Here is an 18,531-nt window from a genome sequence, read left to right as displayed (position 1 = left end):
AAAGGGTTCTTTCGGGTGAGCGATGCTTACGCCTTTACCATCGTAAACAAAAAATAGCCGTCATCGCCACTGTATAACATGCTGTCAAAGATATCTGCTACCAGTGACTTAACCACAGTGTTGTCTTGGTCTGAAGGTTTATAGAGGTGTTCTACAGCAGATATAGCAATAGATGTGTAGTTTTTTAACTGTTGTTGCTTTTGTTCAATCATAAAACTTTCTAGGGTTTCTAAACTTTGCTCCGAGAGTTCTATGTATTCATCAGCAACCAGCCAATAGGTAATAATTGATGTAATGACAACTTGCAAAACAGCTATAAAAAGTAATCTGATAGACAAAATCATATTCAGCAAGTCCAATATTTTACGTTACATAAAATTAACATTATGCCGCTTTTGACATAAATAATCACCCCGTTTATACCTAAGTATAACTACCTAGAGATTTATACCTAAGCAATGACACCTAGTCAAAATGGGCGTTTATACGAATAGTCTGGCACGAAAAACCCTTTAACATTCCTGCAACATTAATATTTACAAAACGGCAACTCGTGTTGCCTGACATTAAAGTTAAGAGGAAAAAAATGAAAAATATACATGTGTTAAAGGTATTTCTAATTATAAGTATTGGTTTATCAGGCTGGGCAAATGCTGATGACGGCAAAAAGTATACTTGGCGACTAGCCGAAACATGGGGAGCAAATTTTCCAATTTTTGGTGATGCCACCAAAAACATGGCTAAAATGGTAAATGAAATGTCTAACGGCCGACTGACCATCCGCATCGATTCATCCAACAAACATAAAGCTGCACTAGGTATTTTTGACTTTGTTAAAAGCGGCCAATATCAAATGGGTCACTCTGCTTCATATTATTGGAAGGGTAAAGATTTTAATACGATGTTTTTTACTACCGTACCCTTTGGCATGACAGCACCCGAACAATACGCATGGTTCTACTACGGTGGCGGCATGGAATTAATGAAAGAGACTTATGACAAATATGGCATTATGTCCTTTCCTGGTGGCAATACGGGAAACCAGATGGGCGGTTGGTTTCGTAAAGAGATTAACAGTGTTGAAGACCTAAAAGGTTTGAAAATGCGCATTCCAGGATTTGCTGGCGAAGTACTGGCAAAGCTTGGAGCAAAACCCACTAATATTCCCTCGGGCGAGTTGTATACAGCTTTAGAACGCAACACTATTGACGCCCTTGAGTGGGTAGGTCCGTCATTAGATTTACGTATGGGCTTCCATAAAATTGCTCCATATTACTACACTGGATGGCATGAACCAGCGACTGAATTACAGTTTATGGTGAATCAAAAAGCATACGATACATTACCAGCCGACCTACAACAAATTCTCACTATAGCTATGAAAGCCGCTGCATATGATATGTATGCTCAGTCTATGCATGAAAGTGGTGTGAATTTAGCCAAGCTACAGGATGAATATCCTAACGTAAAAATTCGCTCTTTCCCTAAAGACGTGATGTTTGCTATCCGTATGGCAAATGCAGATCTTCTGCATGACTTTGCCAAAAAAGATCCACAAACCAAGAAAATCCTAAATGCCATAACAGATTATCAGGAGCAAATCCGAGCTTGGACTAACTTCTCTGATCGAGCTTATCTTGACAACTTCGACGCACAATAATATTTAACCCACGTAAAACTGTCTGGTACAGGCTTGTATAGATGTGCCAGAAAATCGAGAAACATTATGCATTTAGTCTTAAACATACTTAGAAAGATCATTGATAGTGTAGGTCATCTATGCAGTCTGCTGATGTTGTTAATGGTACTTAACGTTTTCTATGACGTGATTATGCGCTACTTTTTCAATGACGTGAGTATTGGGATGCAAGAGCTTGAATGGCACTTGTTTGGCGCTATGTTTATGTTTGGGATTGGTTATACATTTAAAGAAGACGGCCACGTAAGAGTAGACGTTTTTTACGATCAAATGTCGATACGCTCCCAGGCATTCGTCAACATTTTTGGATCCATTGTTTTTGCGTTACCGATTACTTTATTAATACTTTATTTCAGCATTGACTATACCTACCAAGCCTATGAAATGGGTGAAGGTAGTGCCGACCCTGGTGGTCTTCCATATCGTTGGATTATCCGCTCAGTTATCCCTATTTCTTCAGTGTTTTTAACGCTTAGCATCATATATATCGTGTTAAATGAAGTCGAAAATCTGCTGTCCCCTGAACGTAAGGAGGCACAGCAATGACTGGTATTATACTGTTTGCTATCGCATTTTTATGCTTATTTATGGGCTACTCGGTGGCTTTTACTTTTGCTGGAGTATCTGTTTTAGTCGGGGTGATTGTTTTAGGTCCTGAACTCTTTGCTTTTATGCCTTATCGCATTATGAGCATCATGGAAAATACCACACTGATGGCTATCCCGATGTTTGTGTATATGGGCATAGTGCTGCAGAAAACAGGTTTGGCTGAACGTTTGTTGGAATCGTCTGCTAAGTTGTTTGGCAGTATTGCGGGAGGTGTTGCTGTTTCGACTATTATTGTGGGATCACTGTTAGCGGCATCTACCGGTGTAGTAGGAGCAAGTGTGGTGGCAATGGGGGTTATATCATTGCCGGTTATGCTTAAAAACAACTATCACCAACCTACTGCTGCTGGGGTGATTTGCGCAGCCGGTACGTTGGGGCAAATTATACCGCCTTCCATCATTTTGATTATTTTGGGTGATGTAATGGGCGTACCAGTAGGGGATCTGTTTAGAGCGGCAGTGATCCCAGGGATGTTACTGATCATAGTTTATACAATTTACATCTTGGTGTTAGGAAAAATAAAGCCAGAATTTTGCCCCCCTATGGTTGTAACTGAGGGTAAACGTGAGTTGTTGATCCAAGCTGCAAAAGATATTTTCCCACCGATTATCCTTATTGTGACTGTGCTTGGTTCCATTTTTACAGGTGTAGCAACACCGACTGAATCTTCGGCCATTGGTGCTGTGGGTGCGGTTATTTTATCCATTATATATGGCGGTTTTTCGCTACCCAAACTTAATGAAGTTTCCAAAGAGACAGTCAAAGTAACCTCTATGATATTTGCTGTATTAATTGGCGCCACAGCTTTTTCGATGGTGTTTAGTTATTCAGGTAGTGAGTATCTTGTTGAAGAGATATTTATGGAATTACCGGGCGAAAAATGGACTTTCATATTGATTGCTATGTTAACCATTTTAATACTCGGATTTTTTATCGATTTTATTGAAATTGCTTTTCTTGTGGTGCCAATTCTGACGCCTGTGGCGATTGCTCTAGACATTGACCTCATCTGGTTTGCAGTGCTCATATCCATGAATCTACAAACCTCATTTTTAACCCCTCCCTTTGGATTTAGTTTGTTTTACCTCAAAGGCGTGGCACCAAAATCCATGAAAACAACAACTATCTATAAAGGGGTTGTGCCTTTCATATTTATGCAGTTGGCCGTATTGATACTGGTTATTCTGTTTCCAAATCATTTAATTCTAACTTAATAATATAAAAAAACGGAGAAACACATGAAAAAAACACTTATAGCCATCGCTACATTATCGTCTTTGTTAGTTGTGCCAACAGCCTCTGCTGAGGTGACCGCATATGGTCGTGTCATATATAACATTGTCAGCGACGATACCTCTGACGATCTCTATTTTGGCCGGCACGAATTTGCTGAATCAACGATTGGTATCAAAGGCTCTTACGACTATGAAGGGCTAACCATTGGTGCCCAAGTTGAAATTGGCCTGGACGAGGGCGTGTCCAACTTACTGCAAAATGATAGTAATGCTCGCAACCGTATTCAGGAAATATGGGTGGCAGGCAAATTTGGTAAGCTTAAAGTGGGTACTGGCGCAGCGATTACCTGGGTAGTATCTGATGTGGATCAATCAGGCACATGGTGGTCAGATCCTTTGGGAATGAGCCAACGTTTTGGTTCAACAAGACGAGGACCGGGTGCTCAAAGCCAAACGCCTTTTGTGCAGACGCAATCTATTTTTAATGAACGAATTAGTTACGAATCACCAAGCTTTTTAGACGGCGCAAAATTCTACGCTCAGCTCAATGAAGACAGCGGCTACGAATTTGCTATCAAATATTTGGCCAATGGCTGGCGAGTCAACGCCTGGACGGTAGACTATGGAGATGCCGACAATGATGCAGATCCTCAAGCCAATATCGATGGTAACGGTAGTTTGGGTTTTTTTGGAGCTGAGAGCGGCCGCGGAGTACTTGCTGGTTATAAACATTCTTCTGGCGTAAATTTCACTGGCACATACGGACAAGCTGACCAACTAAATGGCAGTGAACGAGATTTTTTAAATTGGAAATTAGGCTACACACAAGGTAAACATGCTGTAAGCGTCAGCATGGGTAACTATAATTCTGAAGACGCATCAGGCGTTTCTGGGCCAGAACACAACAGGACAACGCTCGCTTATCACTTTGTTCCTGTAGGTGGGGTAAGAGTCTGGGTACAGGCTACGGAAGGGGATACAGAAGGACAAAATTCTTTTAATGCCTTTGCCCTTGGTGGAATGGTGAAATTCTAATCTATGTTGACTGGGTGCAAATTTACACCCAGTCTATTTGGTATTCATGAATCTTATTGAGAACAACTGATAATGTGTTATTTAATTTTAAGGCAACGAGCGTTATTGATCTTCACATTGAGTCTAATGTTAGTGTGCAGTAAAACCTACGCGAACGACGAATTGTCAGATGGTCCTGGCGTATTTACTGGTAAAAAAGGAGAGTTTTCCCTTAGTCAATTAACGGCGTCAAAAAAAACAGAATCGCCTAAATCGAGCATCAATGGCGAAGAGAAACCTCAAGAAACAGATGTTTCAGGAGTTGAAAATGAGTTTGAATTATTTAAGTTATGGAGTCATTCGAAGACTGAATTTACTGCAGATTATCAAGAGTTCCTACTATGGTTGAAATATAAGCAGTATCTCAAGAATAACTAAAAAATACATTATGTGTGTGATTCATAGAAATAGTGTCTAGAAAGGGTAAAAAGGACATCATATTTATTTTATTCGAATGCCCACTATTGGCTCAACTTCGCTAGTCAGCCTGTGCCTGATATAGCCATTCAATCTTGAATATTTATCCTTAGATTGTTCCGGTTATGTGCTCGTCATACGCGACTATCGTGCCATCATCATTTCAATGATTTCCGCTTTGCTTAAGTTATGAAGAGTACCTTTGCTCACAAATGAATGCTAAGGGCGTCCTATCTGCATAGACATCCATGTTTCCTTCGAAGAGCACTGGAATATATAACTCACGTTGACTTAGGAGCGATGTGATGACTACTTTGACAGATGAATTTACAGCGCTTGTTGGATCAGATTGGGCAGATAAAAACATGGCAACCGCAAGTAAATTATCACTTTACTCTTGAACAAAATAATTAACGAGTATTTTAATGCTCAAATATTTTATATTCTCGTGTATTAAGCTACATGTTAAAAAACAGTGGTTTTTGTATGAATAATCATCTGAACCAGTGGAGCAATAAAGGGCAGCGGAAAAAATGAATATACAGACAACACAAACCCTCATGCGCATCGATAGTCATCATCATTTTTGTAATCGCAAACTAGGCTATTACAATTGGTTGACCGAAGATATGGGGGCAATAACCTCAGATTTTTCATTGGAAGGTTTACGTAGTCGGCAAAAAAAATTAAGTATAGATAAAACTGTTTTGATACAAGCTGCGCCTGATATATCTGAAACTAAATATATGTTGTCAATAGCTGCAAGCATCGATTTTATTGTTGGTGTGGTTGGTTGGGTTGATATGCAAGACGCGGAGGCTCCTTATCATCTTGCGAGGCTGTCAAAAAACCCGTATTTCAAAGGAATCAGACCAATGATTCAGGATATTCAGGACGACGATTGGATGCTTAATCCTGCTTTGGATGCAGCGTTTTTATCTTTAATACAGTTGGGATTGTGTTTTGATGCATTAGTCAAACCTAGGCATTTGAATCAATTATTGAAGCTAGTTAATCGTTACCCAGACCTCAATATTGTGATAGACCACGCAGCCAAACCTGATGTCGTTGGACGAGAGTTTGTTCAATGGGTAAAAGATATTAAGGCATTGGCAGAAAAACCAAATGTATATTGCAAGTTATCAGGATTGGTGACTGAAGCTGGCTTTAATCCAAATTACGAAGGTTTAGTACCTTACATGCGCCAACTAATGAACGTTTTCAGTGCATCTCGACTTATGTGGGGCAGTGATTGGCCAGTGCTGAATCTAGCCACAGACTACGCCCAGTGGGTGGACGTAACTGAGGCATTTTTGAGCAATACCAGCCAAATTGAACAGATGCAAATTTGGTCACAAACGGCTACAGAATTTTATTCTCTACAGCACCTAGACTAGATCAATCAGAGGTCTAAGTTTTAGATACCTAGTGGTATTTGTGTTCGAACTTGATGTCGTTGCAGTTTAAACCATTTAGAAGGTGTTGAGGCCACTGCCCATCAACCCGATATTGATGTTTTTAAAAATAATGCTGGTATAGCCTATGATGGTTTCTGTTATTTCTTCTGTCTTTATAGTCGATTATTCCGTGAGCTAAGGGGTAGTCCTTTCAAAAAACAGCTAAAGTTTGTTAAGTACTCTTTACTCTTTGAAAGAAATATAGACAGCGTTTTATGGTAAGCCCTGAGTATTCGTTAAGAATAAAGTAACTCGTTGCATCGAAAGAAAAGCTGAAATAATCAAATGGATGTCGCTCAATATCATCATGCAACGAGCGCATAACCTAATCAATCTAAGTGCAGTTAATTAAGGTTGAATGACTTATGGTTGGTCGATAACCGTGATTATTCTATATAATGCGCTATAACCGCTATTGGTGCATTGCTGACGGATAGAGAAGTTGATGTTGAAGGGTTTTAGCAGCAAAATGCACCAATATAACTCTAAGTGCTAATGACCGCTTTGTCGGAATTGCTGTCCTTAAGATGATTAACTTGTTTGTCTGCTTTTCGCTCATTGCCGTCAATCAGATTTAATTAGAGTCTATTAGCCAGCAATAATAGATATCTATCCTTTCAGCCAAGCAGCAACTTTCTTTTCTCTGTGCTCTGTGGCCCTCTGTGGTGATAAACTTTAGTCTTTTGCTTTTAACTAGCATCTATTCACTAATTTCTATCTACTGCACTTTTTATTTTTACTGCACTTGCCCCATTTTTATATTCCTCCCAACTATCACCCATATACAGCTTGAGTAATTTCTCAGGCGCGTTCGGCAAGTCCACACTGAGCAATAATCCGGGGGTATCGTTAAAGCTTTTATCTATGCCTAAACAATGGAATACCGCGCCGAGTTTGTTGTAGTGTTTGAGTAAGATGGGTACGTCTTTGCCATCGGGTTCGATGCCCTTTAGCAAAGCGCTGACATGGTCTTCTAATCCATGTTGCAGAGCAAAAGCGTTTACTTCTGGGTGTAACTCATGTTCGAACGGCGCTCTGGGTACAACATTGTTTGTAGGCGTGACCATAGCTTGCTGAATAATAGCAGCGCTGCGTATGTCGTATAACTTACTGATCGAGACAGTGCCATAAAGCGTTCGGTACTGTGGATGACGACAGACAAAAGTACCAATACCGCGCCACAACAAAAATAAGCCTAGGAAACTGCGTTGGTATTCAGGTATTAAAAATGATCGTCCCAATTCTAGACAAGGCTGTTGCCGATTCACAAAGTCAGGACCAAAATCAAACATACGATGCAAATATAGATTTTCTAAGTTGCCATCGGCTAACAACTTGTCAGTTTGCCCCATTCGGTATGCACCGATTATTTGTCCTGTTTCCTTTTGCATGACAAACAGATGAGTGTATGTGGCATCAAAGTGGTCGGTATCAAGCGGTTCACCACTGCCTTCGTTATGTTCACGAAAAACCAATTCTCTTAAACGGGCAATTTCGTTTACTGTGTTTGGCATTTGATGTTGATAACCAAAATACACCGACATATATTTGTGATCGAGCAGGTGTTGTTCACTAGGGAGCTGCTGCACTTCTTGCAAAATTTTCTCACCTTTAACTTCAGGGGCAAGTGGTTGTAATTGGGTGACAGGATCCGCTGGCCATGATTTTTGCCAATCAGGATCAAGCAAATAACTTTGTGCTCTAAACAATTCGGTTTGTGTGCCAGTGTCGATATTTTCTGCATAATGCTTAATCGCAATAGGTTCGCCAGCCGTCATCGTTATTTTGGCATCACGTTTGTTGACTAACTCACGGGGTAACATCAACATTCTCAGTCGAAAATAAATTCGCCCTAAACGATAAAACAACGGGCTGTTGAGGCCACTGACGAATATAGGTAGGTAACTTGCATTCGTGCGATTGGCGATGCTGGCAATCAATCTGTTCCAGCGGTGGTCGGCGATGCGTTTTGTGTCTTTTTGAAAATAACTCACGCGTCCCGCGGGGAAAATAAGTAATGCTCCGCCAGCTTTTACATGTTTTAGGCAATAACGAATAGAGGGCGCGTTTTTCGGGTCATTTTCCGATAACGGATTGGTAAAAATGAAATAGTCTTCAAGCTCTGGAAATATTTTCAGCCCTTGGTTAGCCATCACTTTTATGTCGGGGCGCACTTGTTCAATTGCCCAAGCCAAAAACACTCCCTCTATACCCCCGAAAGGATGGTTGCTAGCGATAACCAGTGGCCCCGTTTTAGGGATCTTAGCTTGTAACTCTTGCAAGCCCAGTAATTGAATATTCAGCCCATCTAATAGGCTTTTTGCAAAGATTGTTTTGTCTAAACCGTGAAGATTATTTTCACGATACAAGTCATCTAACTTATTGATAGCCAGGACACGATCTAATAATTTGAAGAGAGGTTTGCTAAAAACGTTCTTCTTATTATCAGGTACAACATTAAGCAGGCTGATGGCTGCAGGCATAAAACAGTTCCAGGAGAAAGATGAATAATTTATGACACTAATAGTGCTTTAATTTTCTTGTGAATTCAGCAATTTATTGATTGATGACAACGTATTATGCGGTTGGGGTAACAAATGTTGTGAGAGTTTGGTGTGTGCAGCTAGTTTTAAGGCATACTACCGGTATAACTACTATCAGTTTTATAGAAAATTCAAGCAGGTTAAAGATGCAACAGATTACCATTATCACACCAGACGATTGGCATTTACATTTCAGAGATGGCGATTTACTTGGAGAAACAGTGCCCGCTACCGCTAGATGTTTTGCCCGTGCGATTGTTATGCCTAACTTAGTTCCGCCAGTCATAAATGCTAAATTAGCGATGGAATATAAAACTCGTATCTTAAAAGCACGCCCACAGGGTAGTCATTTTGAACCTCTGATGACCCTGTATCTGACGAATCAAACGACTAAACAAGATATTATCGATGCCAAAAATTCAGGTGTCATAGCGGCCAAGTTATATCCTGCTGGAGCGACTACCAATTCAGCACAAGCCGTAAGCGGTATTGAAGCGTTATACCCGGTGTTTGAAGAGATGCAAATACAAGGTTTATTACTATTAGTTCACGGTGAAGTCACTGAAAGCCATGTGGATATTTTTGATCGTGAAAAAATATTTATCGATCAATATATGGCTAAAATTGTGCAGGCCTTCCCTGAATTGAAAGTAGTTTTTGAGCATATAACTACCAGTGACGCGGCTGATTTTGTTCTTAATAGTGCTAGTAATGTAGGTGCCACTATTACTCCACAACATTTATTGTTAAATCGTAATGATTTATTGGTAGGCGGCATTCAACCTCACAACTACTGTTTACCTGTATTAAAGCGTAGCTCGCATCAGCAAGCTCTGCGCAAGGTAGTAGCTGGTGGTTCGAACAAATTTTTCTTAGGCACTGACTCAGCACCACATGCCAAACATGCCAAAGAAAATGCTTGTGGTTGTGCAGGTTGTTATAGTGCATGGAGCGCTCTGGAACTTTATGCTCAAGTATTCGATGAGTTAGGAGCCTTAGATAAATTGGAAGGTTTTACCAGTTTCCACGGTGCTGATTTTTATGGTCTGCCACGTAATACTACCACGCTAACGTTGCGTAAACAGAGTTGGACTGTGCCTGAATTTGTCACTTTGCCAAACGGTGATGCGATGGTGCCATTTTTTGCAGGAAAAACAGTTGATTGGAAACTAGTTTAATAATTAATCAATGTACTTTCTTCAAACTCTCTCTATTATAATCGGATGAACTTATTTCAAGTCTACATACCTGTACCTGGCCTAAAAATATTTATATTTTGGATGGTTGTGGTAACTACTTCACTTTTGGCTGATGAAGGTGGACAAGCTGCCAAAACGCTCCGATTGGCGGTTATTTATATTGAAGAGCCGCCCTTTGTCTATACAACATCAAATTCAGAATATCGCGGCATTATACCAGAATTGGCACAAGCGTTAAGTCGCGAGCTAAATCTTGAACTAGAGTATTTACCCATGCCGAGAAAGGGATTAGAACAGTCGCTTTTAAATGGAAAAGCCGATGTCACTTGGCTTTCACCAGAGTGGGTGACGAATAAAGAACAACTAATATTTTCTGATCCCGTTTTCATGTACCGAGAGTTTCTATATAGCCTCAATCCTTTTAACGAAAGTGGCAAACCTTTAGATTGGCTGAGGGATAAAACCATCTGTCTTCGAGAAGATTACCAATACCCTAGCCTTGATCGTTTTTTTGTTGACAATGTAGCAAGAGCAGTGAAAGTGTCTAGTCAAGTCGCTCTGGTTACGTTGTTATTAAAAAAACGCTGTGATTTACTTAATATGAATGAACACAGAGCAATTTGGGAGATAAATAGCTTGGGAATAGAGCGTAAAGTTTGGCGCTCATCTAAGCCACTTGAAGAAACAGAATTAACTTTTGTTTTTAATAAAAAATGGCAAACTAAAATGGCACAGGTTAATCAAGAGTTGTCTGAAATAAAGCGTTCAGGTGAATTGTCCGCAATCATTAAAACCAACATCCATCTTAGTCTGTTGCCTAATCCTAAATCGACTAAGTTTGATTGATAGTCTGCGATGTAAATTTATAATTTGCTTTTAACCCTGTTTACTAAAGATAAATACCCCTTCATTACTCTATCAAGAGAATTAACATGAGTGAACTTGTTAGCTGTCAAATTGAGAACCAAGTAGCCACTATTACCATCCAAAATGGCAAAGTAAACGCTATTTCACATCAAGTGGTCGACGAACATAATCAAGCATTCGATCAAGCAGAAAAAACTTAGGCAATCGTGGTTTTAACCGGGCGAGCTGGAATGTTTTCTGGTGGTTTTGATTTGCAAGTAATGCGTGGCAGCATGAATACGGCTATGGCCTTAGCCAAAAGGTTTAACATTGGCAGTGAGGATGCTGTCGTTTCCTTATCCTGTGATAGCAGCTTGCAGTGGTCATGCGGTTGCCAAGGCGCATCATTATTGCTAGCCGCCGATTATCGAATCGGTGTTGATGGGGCATTTAAGATTGGTTTAAACGAAGTCGCAATAGGTATGACTATGCCCCATGGTGGTGTAGAATTAGCCAGAGGTAGATTGGCGCCAGTATTTTTTAATCGTTCAGTGATTTTAGCTGAAATGTTCTCACCGAAAGAAGCAGTCATCGCTGGATTTTTTAGATAAGGTCGTCAGCGAAGTAGAATTTGTACCTAGGGTGCAAGCGATTGCTCTGGCTATGACAAAACTAGATATGAAGGCCCATCACCATACTAAATTAAAAGTACGAGCGGAATTATTGCAAGTGCTTGACGAATGTATTGAAAAAGACCGCCATGGCAGCCTTTAGGCGTTAAGTGGTCTACCAACCAAAGAGAATATTTTGAATAAAGAATTTGCTTCACTAGGTTTAAACAACGCCTTGCTCGATAACTTGGAATCCATGGGTTTCAAAGAAATGACCGACATCCAAGCCATGAGCTTACCAGCCATTATTGCAGGCAAAGATGTAGTCGGCAAAGCCAAAACCGGTAGCGGTAAAACGGCTGCCTTTGGTTTAGGTTTATTGCACAACCTCAAGGTGAAGCGATTTCGAGTTCAAGCATTAGTTATGTGTCCTACCCGCGAACTTGCTGAACAAGTGGCGTTAGAAATCCGTAAGTTAGGCCGTGGTATTCATAATATTAAAGTTTTAACGTTATGTGGCGGCACGCCTTTGGGTCCTCAGATTGGCTCACTCGAACATGGCGCACATATTATTGTAGGTACCCCAGGGCGACTCATGGACCATTTATTTCGCGGTCGACTAGACTTAAGTGAAGTAAATACCCTAGTGCTCGACGAAGCCGACCGTATGTTGGATATGGGCTTTGAAGTAGAAATGGCTAAAGTCATTGATGCAGTGCCTCTAGACAGGCAAACCTTGCTATTTTCTGCCACTTTTCCTGATTCTATTGCGCAGATAAGTCGAGACGTGCAGCGTGACCCTCTTGAAGTCAGTGTTGAGGCCACTCATGAGGCCACCAGTATTGAACAGTTGTTTTTTGAAGTGGAAGAGCCGCATCGTATTAAAGCAGTGGCGGCAATGTTAAGTCACTATCAAACAGAATCGGCTATTGTATTTTGTAATACTAAAATCGCTTGCCAAGAAGTGGCAGACGAATTGACTAAGTTAGGTGTGTCTGTATTAGCTTTGCACGGTGATTTAGAGCAGCGTGACAGAACTGAAGTGTTAACCCGCTTTTCTAATCGAAGTGTATCTGTGTTGGTCGCTACTGATGTGGCTTCGCGCGGTTTAGATATTAAAGCTGTGAATGCAGTTATTAGTTACCAAATCACTCCAGACCCTGAAGTACATATACATCGTATTGGCCGAACAGGTCGTGCGGATGCCAAAGGTTTAGCGCTAACCTTGTGTACCAAAAAAGAAATGCCTCGTGCCAATGCGATTGAAGATTATCAAAAAGCTAAAATAAAATGGACCGGTATCCAAGCGTTGCGTTTTCATGCAAATCGTCTCATTGAACCCGAATACTCCACTATATGTATTGATGGCGGCAAAAAAAGTAAAATTCGCCCTGGGGATATTTTGGGCGCTTTAACGAAAGACGCAGATATAGCCGGTGATGATATAGGTAAGATAAATGTCACAGCAACTCATACATATGTAGCCGTTAAAACGCGCAGCATTAAACGTGCACTAAAACAATTTAATGAAGGTAAATTGAAAGGGCGTAAATTCAAGGCTAGAAAGTTAAGCTAAAAGCAGCATCGAGTCGGTCACCCCAAAAGACGAGTTGCTAGTTAAAACGCAGATAACTATCTAGCGATTTTGGAATAGTTACCAACAGTTGCTATTTTTTGTAACGTTAACTCAGGGTTAAGCTGAATGTTAGATTATGTCCATCATGTGTGGAATCTAGCCTTAGGTGGTGACAGGCAAGGAGTCTGGTTTTGGGGTGCTGTTTATGCTTTCTTAATCTGAGGGTATTTGGTTTTGTTTCAGCCGATTACCCGCAGTTGGCCAAGTACTCGAGGGCAATTGAACCATCTGGGTCTAGATAAGTTTGGATCTGCAATTATTATATCTGCTCAGGACTACCACGCAGAGGTACTTTACACCTATCAAATCGAACGCAATATCTATCGTGGAAAACGTGTTTCGCCTAAGATTATCATCGCTAGCCATAATATTCAGTTTATACTTAGACATCAGTTATCCAAAGTTGAAACCTATCCTGATAATGAGGTCCAGGTTTTCTGCAAATCTTCCAATCCTTGTCAAAAGCTGGCTTATTTTACCGAGTCAGTTCGGCACCGTCATGACTGCTCTAATCATTGTATTTCCAGCATTTAGTTATTGGTTAGAATCTTATGGATAAGGCCTCATCGGTTCTATATATTTTCTCAGGCCTTCTAGGCATAGGTAAAAGTACTTTGGCATCTGCTCTGGCAAAACATATTGGAGTCACTTATCAACGAGTTGATGCCATCGAACAAGGACTAAGAGATATTTATCGTGTTGATGCAGCTGATGAAGGTTATCAACTGGCATTTAGAATAGCGACAGACAACTTAAAATGTGGTCTGTCAGTGGTTACTGACTCATGTAATTCAGTTTCAGAATCAAGAACTGCATGGCACTAAGTAGCCACTGATTTAGGCATTTATTTTGTTAATATAGAAGCAATTTGTTCAGATAAAGCCGAGTATTAACGAACATCAACGAAGAGTCGAAGGTCGTCCATCCTGTATTCAAAACTTAACACTACCCACATGGAAACAAGTTCAAGCGCGTGAGTATTTACTTTGGGAAAAAGAGATCGTAAGACTTGATACTGCTGGGAAAACAATTCAACAGTCTATTGATGAATTGTTTCTTTTAATTAACGCTATTTGTTAGCAGTAAGCGCTTACAATATTAATAATATTTTATTTATTGCTTAGCAAATTTGTAAATAAACCTATCAGTTCTTCCTCGCGTATCAGTTGCAAATACGCTTTTATCTAGATCACCTTTGGTATTACGAAGGTATAAGGCTTCTTCAATCAAGGTAAATCCTGCTTCCTCTCATTGAAATTTAACAATGTTGGGGTCGATGCGGTGCAGTGTATTGGCGATGTCATAACCAGAACCAGAATCTGACTCGGCAACGTGATCGATGATGATAAATATGTCATATTCTTTTAGTGCTTTTGGGCTCAGTAAATTTGATAAATAACAGATAAACGAGTCTAGATTTTGTTGCAAATCATTGAACACAGACTAAGATAGATATGGATTGAGAACGCTTTTTTGATAGGTATCAATTCTTAGAAATGTGCACCGGTTGGCCTAAACTGACCTGAGGTAGTTAAATGTATGATTAAAGGTAAATAGAATGAGCAAAGGACAAGACAACAAAAAAGATTCTAAAAAGAAACCGCTTTTGACTGCAAAGGAAAAGAAAGCCTCAAAACAATCAAAAAAATCTGAAAAGAATGTATTAGGACATTAAAGAATTATTGAGGTCAAAACAACGTTAAGGTTGATTAACGTTGTTTTGACCCGAATCACTTAGGGCTGAATTACTAAGATATCAGTCTTTAATAATGCTAAGACACTTTCAGCAGTATTACCCATTAGTTTCGCTTTTAAACCTTTTCGTCCGATGCTGCCCATAATGACCAATCCAGCTGCGTGTTTTGAGGCGACACTTGGGATCACTTTGGATGCTGGACCGGCCTTAAAATGAATATTTGCCAATGGAATTTCATATTCTCCCAGCATGCTTTCGATGATTGGAAGGTATCTCGATTTGGCGTCATTCACTAAGGCTTTCTTGTCAATTATTCTCAAATCTTTTAATACTGATGATATAGGTAAACTGTAGCAAATATGTAAAGGCATATTTGTATTTGTGGCAAAGGTTATCCCTGCATCAAGCAACTGCTGATTGAGTGCTTGTTTTGATGTTAGGTGGGTACCTAAATCAAGTGATACCATTACGGATTGTTTTTTCCGCCATTTTTTTTCTGCTACAAGTAAAGTCGGCACAAGGTTATTGCGTATTAGATGCCAGTCTGTAGGCACGTAAAAGGGCCCTTCGCTGCGGTGCCCTGTTTTAATGATCAAGTCGTAAGATTGCGAGGTGCAATGTTTTTTAATCCATTCAACAATATCTTTTTCCCATACCACTTCCATTGTTGATTTTTCTTGTAGTTTTACATGAGTTATTTCGCTTTTTAACCACTTTTCTCCTAAGGAGATAATCTTATTTTGAATATCAAGCTGCTGTTCTTTGTTTAATTTGGTTACTAGCGTAGTTAAATGTTCATAATGAAAGGCCACAATATGAATTTTGGCTCCTGTATGCTTAACCAATGACTTAGCATGTGCCAGAGCGCTTTGTTGCTTGTCTTGTTGATCTGCAATGACCAAAATATTTTCAATTTTCATTTGTGATCCCTGAACATTTATATAAATTGCATATGACCATTGTATGCAGGAAGGTATGTGATCTACAACAATAAATAACAGCATAGTAGGCTAATTATTGAAACGGCTTTTGGATTATTTTTTTAAATAAAACGACATTTTCAGATATCATTTTTTTTAGTCAGCCATTCAGTATTATCGCTTTTGTATTCTTGCCAACCCCAACCCCATGTATATTTCTCCCCATACCGTTTTAATTTTCGGCTCCAACATATTTTTGTAGGTTTGTTGTTTTAGAATAGCAATTTCATTAGTGAGTGTTAGTTTTAGGGGCAGGCTTAAATCATAAACATTGCTAACTAACCCTTCACTCAGGTTAAATGATGAGTCGTAGGGACGTTGCTCACTTTTATCAATTAATTTCCCAATGTTAGTTGGTGGGGCCTCAGGAGTATTTTCATTTATACCACCGAAATATTGACTGCTTTACATACTTGCGGGCATCAAAAATATTTTCAAATTAGACTTCAGAACAAGTGCTATCAACACTTCTTAAAATATTAAAACTTGTATCACTATACTCAAATATTTTATTTTCTACGTTATTAACTGCTGCATTTTTGACTAACTCTAGGTATGACTATTCAGATCTTTTTTCATCAAATTTTACTGGTCTCACAGAGTCACTTACTCCATACGAATGGGTAGGTAACTATTTAATAGTAATATGAGTATTTTCAAAGATTGATAAATATTAGCTAACATTATCATTGAGTCTTAATTTCTTATCTTCAACCAGTTGCGTAACGGCTTGAGTACTAAAAAGCTTAGATATTGAAGCAATTAGAAATAATAAGTCTTTCGTAGTAGGCTTTCATTTTACTTCATCAAGATACCCAAAACCTTTAATATAGGCGTCTTTGCCGTTGCTGAATATAGCGACTGCTATTGCTAGGATATCGTTTTGTATCCAGATTTCATCCAAAGTATCAGTTAGCTCATCATGAGTATTTAATTGATTAGAAAATGTATTATAAGAAAGGGCTAAGTGCATTATTATGATTATTTTATACATCACATCACCTTGTGGCTTTCGGCCATATTAACATATGGAAAACCTCCATGTTTCTTAGTGGGTTAGTTTGTAATGCATCACGTAAGTGGGTGCTTCCCACGCTTTAGATACAAAGTCAGCAATCGTATTTTCTATTAACTTAAAATGGTTTTTTACATAAATTTTTAAAGATATTGCCGTTCTATTGATATGGCCATTTTCAATGGCAGTTATTATTGCCAACCTTATTGCTGGGCGATTTTTATTTACGGGATGTTGATCTGGTTTGAAGTCTTTTCTTGTCGGACGAACAAATTGTGGTTGCACGGGCAACTGCAGGTGGAAACGCGACGAATGTGGCTAGAACCAATCCTATTAAAGCGTTGAGACAAGAATAGTCGATATTAACTAACACTAATTGGTATCGCATCCTGTTTGATATACAGTAATACCCACTTTTTATCGGGGTAGAATTTGATGAACGACACTATTATTGGACTTTTGGGCTATATCACTTGGATTTTAGTGTTATTGGTTTGGCTAGCGGTATATCGCACTGTATTGGTGGCAAAAAAGCAGCAGGCGGTAAATGATTTTAAAGCCGACGGCTCTAACTCACCTGGCTTTGGTGAACGGATAACGAGAGCACAAAGTAACTGTGTTGAGAGTTTTGCGTTTATAGGTGGTTTGATGTTGTTGGCTTTGGCAACTGATTCTGCAGCAATCACCAATAACTTAGCCTTGCTGTTGTTGGCAGCGCGTTTAGGGCAGTCTATTACGCACTTAATATCGACGAGTGTGTTGGCGGTTCAGATTCGCTTCGCTTTTTCTTGGCGCAGGTTGGTATTTGTTTTTATTGGGTGGTTTTATTCGCCTCAAAATTTATAGGAGTTTAGTAGTATGTCAAAACCGACAATTGAACAGTTACTCGACGTCTCTCCATGCGAATATTCTGAAGGTTTACCCATAGAGCAGTTTATTGATCCCGTCATTCATCAAATGTGGCCGCAGATGCCACGTATTGCTGGCCCTGCATTTACTGTTAAATGTGGAAAAGGTGACCACCTAAGTCTGCACGCAGCTATTTATCGTGCTAAAGCAGGCGATGTGCTTGTCGTTGAAGCAGGCCCTGATTATGCCAATACTGGCGGTAATGTCTGTGCTATTGCCAAGCAGAGAGGCGTTGTTGCTATGATTATTGATGGGTTTATTCGAGATATTGCTGAAATTCGTGAGGCGCAGTTTCCAATTTATGCACGTGGTGTGATGCCCAAGCCAGGTGTTAAAGAACAAATGTTTCCTCTTAATCAACCTATTAAGTGTGGCGGTGTCACGGTTAATGCCGGTGATTATATTGTGGCAGATGAAGAAGGCATTGCGGTTATTCCAAAAGATAAACTCACAGAGGTGTATAAGCTTGCCAAAGCTCGAACAGATAAAGACGCTTCGATGAATTTGGCTGATTGGAAAGTCCAACATTCGAAAAAAGTTGAATCGAAACTGCAAGAATTAGGGTATTCTGATTAGCCTAATTTAGAAATGGCTTGCTGAAAATT

General features: G+C 39.7%; 20 protein-coding genes and 1 pseudogene. 15 read left to right on the top strand and 6 right to left on the bottom strand.

Translation table 11 applies throughout. The features are described from left to right. Positions 1-26 precede the first annotated feature (26 nt). A complete protein-coding gene (locus C427_RS27915; RefSeq protein WP_015431280.1) occupies positions 27-344 on the bottom strand; it encodes a sensor histidine kinase in 318 nt (105 codons plus the stop codon). Positions 345-586: 242 nt separating this feature from the next. Between C427_RS27915 and C427_RS20675 the strand changes: the two genes are divergently transcribed. From C427_RS20675 to C427_RS20650, 6 genes are all read left to right on the top strand, one after another. Continuing rightward, entirely contained in the window at positions 587-1,660 is a 1,074-nt protein-coding gene (locus C427_RS20675; RefSeq protein WP_007643132.1) for a TRAP transporter substrate-binding protein, read from the top strand. Positions 1,661-1,726: 66 nt separating this feature from the next. Then, the gene (locus C427_RS20670; RefSeq protein WP_187292368.1) at positions 1,727-2,245 is read left to right on the top strand and encodes a TRAP transporter small permease subunit; all 519 of its coding nucleotides are present in this window, start codon (positions 1,727-1,729) and stop codon (positions 2,243-2,245) included. Continuing rightward, positions 2,242-3,522: a TRAP transporter large permease gene (locus C427_RS20665; protein WP_007643136.1), complete on the top strand. Its 1,281-nt coding sequence runs from the start codon at positions 2,242-2,244 to the stop codon at positions 3,520-3,522. The genes C427_RS20670 and C427_RS20665 overlap by 4 nt, the downstream gene beginning before the upstream one ends. Before the next feature lie 24 nt (positions 3,523-3,546). Further along, positions 3,547-4,578 (top strand): porin family protein, encoded by a 1,032-nt coding sequence (locus C427_RS20660; RefSeq protein ID WP_007643138.1) that lies wholly within the window; start codon positions 3,547-3,549, stop codon positions 4,576-4,578. A gap of 72 nt (positions 4,579-4,650) precedes the next feature. Next, on the top strand, positions 4,651-4,995 hold the full coding sequence (locus tag C427_RS20655; RefSeq protein ID WP_148285934.1) for a hypothetical protein: 345 nt from the start codon (positions 4,651-4,653) through the stop codon (positions 4,993-4,995). A 572-nt stretch (positions 4,996-5,567) separates the two neighbouring features. Then, positions 5,568-6,431, top strand: a complete 864-nt coding sequence (locus C427_RS20650) for an amidohydrolase family protein (RefSeq protein WP_007643146.1) — start codon at positions 5,568-5,570, stop codon at positions 6,429-6,431. Between the two features lie 767 nt (positions 6,432-7,198). Here the strand turns inward: C427_RS20650 and C427_RS20645 are convergent. Beyond that, on the bottom strand, positions 7,199-8,974 hold the full coding sequence (locus C427_RS20645) for a lysophospholipid acyltransferase family protein (protein ID WP_007643147.1): 1,776 nt from the start codon (positions 8,972-8,974) through the stop codon (positions 7,199-7,201). Positions 8,975-9,180: 206 nt separating this feature from the next. Here C427_RS20645 and pyrC point away from each other — a divergent pair, with 206 nt between their 5' ends. The 7 genes from pyrC (at position 9,181) to C427_RS20620 (ending at position 14,150) form a co-directional block, all read left to right on the top strand. After that, a complete protein-coding gene (gene pyrC, locus C427_RS20640; protein ID WP_007643148.1) occupies positions 9,181-10,212 on the top strand; it encodes a dihydroorotase in 1,032 nt (343 codons plus the stop codon). A 45-nt stretch (positions 10,213-10,257) separates the two neighbouring features. Then, positions 10,258-11,079: a substrate-binding periplasmic protein gene (locus C427_RS20635; protein WP_007643150.1), complete on the top strand. Its 822-nt coding sequence runs from the start codon at positions 10,258-10,260 to the stop codon at positions 11,077-11,079. Positions 11,080-11,165: 86 nt separating this feature from the next. Then, positions 11,166-11,300, top strand: coding sequence for a hypothetical protein (locus C427_RS28335; RefSeq protein WP_007643152.1), 135 nt, complete (start codon positions 11,166-11,168; stop codon positions 11,298-11,300). Between the two features lie 30 nt (positions 11,301-11,330). Continuing rightward, positions 11,331-11,690, top strand: coding sequence for a Clp protease/crotonase-like domain-containing protein (locus C427_RS20630; protein ID WP_015431277.1), 360 nt, complete (start codon positions 11,331-11,333; stop codon positions 11,688-11,690). A gap of 196 nt (positions 11,691-11,886) precedes the next feature. Beyond that, on the top strand, positions 11,887-13,266 hold the full coding sequence (dbpA, locus tag C427_RS20625; protein WP_007643156.1) for an ATP-dependent RNA helicase DbpA: 1,380 nt from the start codon (positions 11,887-11,889) through the stop codon (positions 13,264-13,266). 234 nt (positions 13,267-13,500) lie between these two features. Further along, positions 13,501-13,860 (top strand): hypothetical protein, encoded by a 360-nt coding sequence (locus C427_RS25265; RefSeq protein ID WP_007643158.1) that lies wholly within the window; start codon positions 13,501-13,503, stop codon positions 13,858-13,860. 17 nt (positions 13,861-13,877) lie between these two features. Continuing rightward, positions 13,878-14,150 carry an AAA family ATPase gene (locus C427_RS20620; protein WP_007643160.1) on the top strand — a complete coding sequence of 91 codons (273 nt, stop codon included), beginning with the start codon at positions 13,878-13,880 and terminating at the stop codon, positions 14,148-14,150. 910 nt (positions 14,151-15,060) lie between these two features. On the opposite strand, the gene C427_RS20610 is transcribed toward C427_RS20620, so the two are convergent. The 4 genes and pseudogenes from C427_RS20610 to C427_RS20600 all read right to left on the bottom strand — a co-directional run bounded on the left by C427_RS20610 (position 15,061) and on the right by C427_RS20600 (position 17,302). Continuing rightward, positions 15,061-15,942 carry a universal stress protein gene (locus C427_RS20610; protein ID WP_007643168.1) on the bottom strand — a complete coding sequence of 294 codons (882 nt, stop codon included), beginning with the start codon at positions 15,940-15,942 and terminating at the stop codon, positions 15,061-15,063. Between the two features lie 733 nt (positions 15,943-16,675). Further along, positions 16,676-16,780 (bottom strand): annotated as a pseudogene (locus C427_RS28910) (serine hydrolase); the annotation flags it as partial. 15 nt (positions 16,781-16,795) lie between these two features. Next, the gene (locus tag C427_RS20605; protein ID WP_007643170.1) at positions 16,796-16,996 is read right to left on the bottom strand and encodes a hypothetical protein; all 201 of its coding nucleotides are present in this window, start codon (positions 16,994-16,996) and stop codon (positions 16,796-16,798) included. A gap of 54 nt (positions 16,997-17,050) precedes the next feature. Next, entirely contained in the window at positions 17,051-17,302 is a 252-nt protein-coding gene (locus C427_RS20600; protein ID WP_034900290.1) for a hypothetical protein, read from the bottom strand. A 150-nt stretch (positions 17,303-17,452) separates the two neighbouring features. Between C427_RS20600 and C427_RS20595 the strand changes: the two genes are divergently transcribed. Continuing rightward, on the top strand, positions 17,453-17,863 hold the full coding sequence (locus C427_RS20595) for an MAPEG family protein (RefSeq protein WP_015431275.1): 411 nt from the start codon (positions 17,453-17,455) through the stop codon (positions 17,861-17,863). A 12-nt stretch (positions 17,864-17,875) separates the two neighbouring features. Then, positions 17,876-18,502: an RraA family protein gene (locus C427_RS20590; protein WP_007643177.1), complete on the top strand. Its 627-nt coding sequence runs from the start codon at positions 17,876-17,878 to the stop codon at positions 18,500-18,502. Positions 18,503-18,531 lie beyond the last annotated feature (29 nt).

It is taken from the genome of Paraglaciecola psychrophila 170, assembly GCF_000347635.1.
Taxonomy (GTDB): Bacteria; Pseudomonadota; Gammaproteobacteria; order Enterobacterales; family Alteromonadaceae; genus Paraglaciecola; species Paraglaciecola psychrophila.
This window is presented reverse-complemented; position numbering and strand designations above follow the sequence as displayed.